The organism is uncultured Streptococcus sp. (assembly GCF_963536705.1).
Lineage (GTDB): Bacteria > Bacillota > Bacilli > Lactobacillales > Streptococcaceae > Streptococcus.
Genome location: NZ_CAUTAP010000028.1, coordinates 1 through 3,181, shown reverse-complemented (window position 1 = coordinate 3,181; position 3,181 = coordinate 1). Strand labels below are relative to the sequence as shown.

The following is a 3,181-nucleotide window of genomic DNA, read 5'->3' as shown; positions in this document are numbered from 1 at the left end:
AGATCTACACCTATTAAGTCGTCGGCAGCGTCAGATGTGTATAAGAGACAGTGGCTAGCCTGATTCCAGCAAAATCAGTCCATATTGATGATGTCTGCGGACAGATCAAGGAAGGCTACGATGCTGACTTTATCGTCTTAGATAAAGATTTAGAGCTAGTAGCTACTTATCTTGATGGTCAAGAACGATTCCATGTATGAGAACCGCAGGTATTTTAATTAGTCTCCTTATATTTTTCAGAAAGAGCAGGGCAACCTGTTCTTTTTGTTTGGCAGACGACTTGATAGTCTTCGCCTAGATTTGAATTGCTTTCTTAGGCGTGATATAATGAGACTATAATGTAAACAGGAGTAGGCTATGAAACGAATTGATGCTAAATTTCTGATAATGGGACTTGTTTTACTGCTGGCGGGACTGATCTTTGGACGAATCTTGATCCTTGTCGCAGGAGTAGCTTTCATTATCTATAGCTTTTTCAGTAAAGGTATGGAGCCGACTAAGGAAAATATCTTTAAACCCAAGCCAATACTGAAGAAAAAGGAAAAAAAGTGAGCAGTTCTGCTCTTGTGAACACTATAGCAGCTGCCTTGCTGAAGGCAGTAGATGGAACTTATAAAGGAGATGTGAGATGAGAGAATATCTTTTGAACAATGGTGTAGGCATTCCGGTGCTGGGCTTTGGTACTTGGAAGGCTCAGGATGGCGAAGAAGCCTATCAGGCAACATTAGCCGCTCTCAAGGCAGGCTATCGGCATATTGACACGGCGGCTATCTATAAGAACGAAGAGAGTGTCGGACGGGCAATCAAGGACAGCGGAATCCCTCGGGAGGAGCTCTTCATCACGACCAAGCTTTGGAATGACATTCATACTTATGAGGAGGCTCAAGAGGCCTTTGCGGCCTCAATGGAGCGGTTGGGACTGGACTATCTGGACCTCTACCTCATCCACTGGCCTAATCCCAAACCCCTGAGGGAAAACGATGCTTGGAAAAAGCGCAATGCCGAAGTCTGGCGGGCTATGGAAGACCTTTATAATCTTGGCAAGATTCGAGCGATTGGCGTCAGCAATTTCCTGCCTCATCACTTAGAAGCCTTGCTTGAAACAGCGCGCATGACTCCTGCTGTCAATCAAATCCGTCTGGCTCCAGGTGTCTATCAGACAGAGGCGGTGAACTTCTGCCGTGAGCATGAGATTTTACTGGAAGCTTGGGGACCATTTGGCCAAGGAGAGCTCTTCCAAAATCCAGCCGTACAAGCTGTGGCAGACAAGTATGGCAAGACTATTGCCCAAATCGCTCTAGCTTGGAGCTTGCAGGAAGGCTTCCTGCCCCTGCCTAAGTCGGTTACTCCGAGCCGGATTGCCAGCAATCTGGACTGCTTTGGCATTGCGCTAGATGATGCGGACTTGGAAGTGCTCAAAAATGTCAGCGGTTTGGCCGGTGGCGCACCAAATCCGGATGGGATGGATTTTTAGATGAAAATCCGATTCTATCGAAGTTCAGATAGAAAAACCTTGCAGTCCTACCATTTAACCGACTTGAGATTTACCTGCCATCCTAGCCAGGCTGTCGCAGACTTAGAAAATCGCTATGCCATCGTAGGTCTCGTAGAACATCAAATCGTAACCTTTCTGATCTTGGATGCTGGAGAAAAGAAGTTTACTTATGGCGGTCAGCCAGAGAGCCTGCTCCTTCGTAGCTTTTCAACGGATGAAGACTTTCGGATGCGAGGGTACGGTAGTCAGACGCTGAAGCTCTTGCCTGATTTCATAAGAGAATATTTGCCTATGTATAAAAGCATCATGCTAGGCGTCAATGAGAGAAATCAAGTTGCTTCCTACCTCTACCGAGAGACTGGTTTTAGCAAACAGCCCCAGCGTATATTAGGACCAGCCGGCTGGCAGGAAGTATATGAATTAAAAATATAAAAGTATCCCCAGTTTGAAAAGAACTGGGGATTTTTATCTCTACCGCCAGAAGAAACTATAAAAGAAGATGTTTCAGTGCAATAATGAAAGGTGTAAAATGAGACCAATATCCAACGAAACACTAAGATGGGGGAGTTAGATGAAGAAGACCCAAGAATTGGAAATTACACCCAACTGATTGAAGAAGGTATCGAGCCCTTGAGAGTGGGGAGATAGGAGAAAAAGGTAATCATTAAAAACTCAAAGAGTCATCTCTGGCTAGATATCCAATCAATCTAAAGGCCGAATACGAGTATTTACTAAATTATTTAGATAATCTAGGTTTCGAATAGTCCTATTTGTTAAAAAATCCGCGCTTTCTATCTGTCGTATGTTGTAGTTTGCTATAATTTCCAAATGTTCTAAAGTTCGAATATTAGCGTTTGTTAAAATTTTAAAGCATTCTAAGCGTGAAATACTCTGATAATCCATTTTTTAAGAGAAATAATTCCCATCTGAAGTTAAAGAAATCGTCGGGTGGGAATATTTTATGTCTTTGATTTTGAAAAAGTGTTATTCAGGGATAAAAAATGACATTTCAGGGCAGCCTTGTAAAAGTTTTATTGCCACGTGCTATACTTAGTTTATCAAATTATTGGAGAGGTTTTATTATGACTACTAACTATACCATTCGTCCCCTGACCTATAGCAACTTTACTCACCGTGAGTTTGAAAGTTTGATGACGGATTCTCGTCAAATCATCTCGGACTTTGTCAAGGCAAATAAAAACGAAGATATGTATAGCACGCACTTGGAGCCCTTTGCGAACAAGCTAGAAGAGTTCCAGAAACAGCTAGCCAGCGTGGAAAAGAAACAGACTACAAGTCTGGCTGAGGTAGATAAGGAGCGGGACAGCGCTCTGGTCGGACTCTTTACCCTGCATAGGGGATTTGCCAAGATAAAGGAAGCAAAGTTTAAGGAAGCCCACGAGACACTGGCTCCAGTCCTGACTAAGTACAAGGATATCACCAAGCATAATAACGATGTCGCAACTGCTGAGATTAAGAGTCTCCTCAAAACTCTCAAGGAAGAGCCCTACAATGCGGCAGTGACTACGCTGGGACTCTCACCAGTGATTAGCGCAGTGACGACTGCTCAGGAAGACTATGATAAGGCCGAAGCCCTAGCGCGTGTAGCCAAGTCCAGCAAGGAAGTCGGTAAGACCAAGCAGCTGCGCACGGAAATCTCCCGCACTTATGACCTCTTTATGCGCT

4 protein-coding genes are annotated in these 3,181 nt (G+C 44.0%); all 4 read left to right on the top strand.

Translation table 11 applies throughout. From position 1 onward, the window contains the following. Positions 1–357 precede the first annotated feature (357 nt). The gene (locus tag RWX26_RS11180; protein WP_002903311.1) at positions 358–552 is read left to right on the top strand and encodes a hypothetical protein; all 195 of its coding nucleotides are present in this window, start codon (positions 358–360) and stop codon (positions 550–552) included. 76 nt (positions 553–628) lie between these two features. Beyond that, a complete protein-coding gene (locus RWX26_RS11175) occupies positions 629–1,474 on the top strand; it encodes an aldo/keto reductase (RefSeq protein ID WP_314581801.1) in 846 nt (281 codons plus the stop codon). Further along, entirely contained in the window at positions 1,475–1,927 is a 453-nt protein-coding gene (locus RWX26_RS11170; RefSeq protein WP_314581798.1) for a GNAT family N-acetyltransferase, read from the top strand. A 650-nt stretch (positions 1,928–2,577) separates the two neighbouring features. Continuing rightward, a partial coding sequence (locus RWX26_RS11165) for a DUF6261 family protein (RefSeq protein ID WP_314581796.1) occupies positions 2,578–3,181 on the top strand: 604 nt, incomplete at its 3' end.

What these genes read in the sequence shown, in the direction of transcription:
- RWX26_RS11175 (WP_314581801.1), top strand. Translation starts at nt 629, where the DNA reads ATGAGAGAATATCTTTTGAACAATGGTGTAGGCATTCCGGTGCTGGGC.
- RWX26_RS11170 (WP_314581798.1), top strand. Translation starts at nt 1,475, where the DNA reads ATGAAAATCCGATTCTATCGAAGTTCAGATAGAAAAACCTTGCAGTCC.
- RWX26_RS11180 (WP_002903311.1), top strand. Translation starts at nt 358, where the DNA reads ATGAAACGAATTGATGCTAAATTTCTGATAATGGGACTTGTTTTACTG.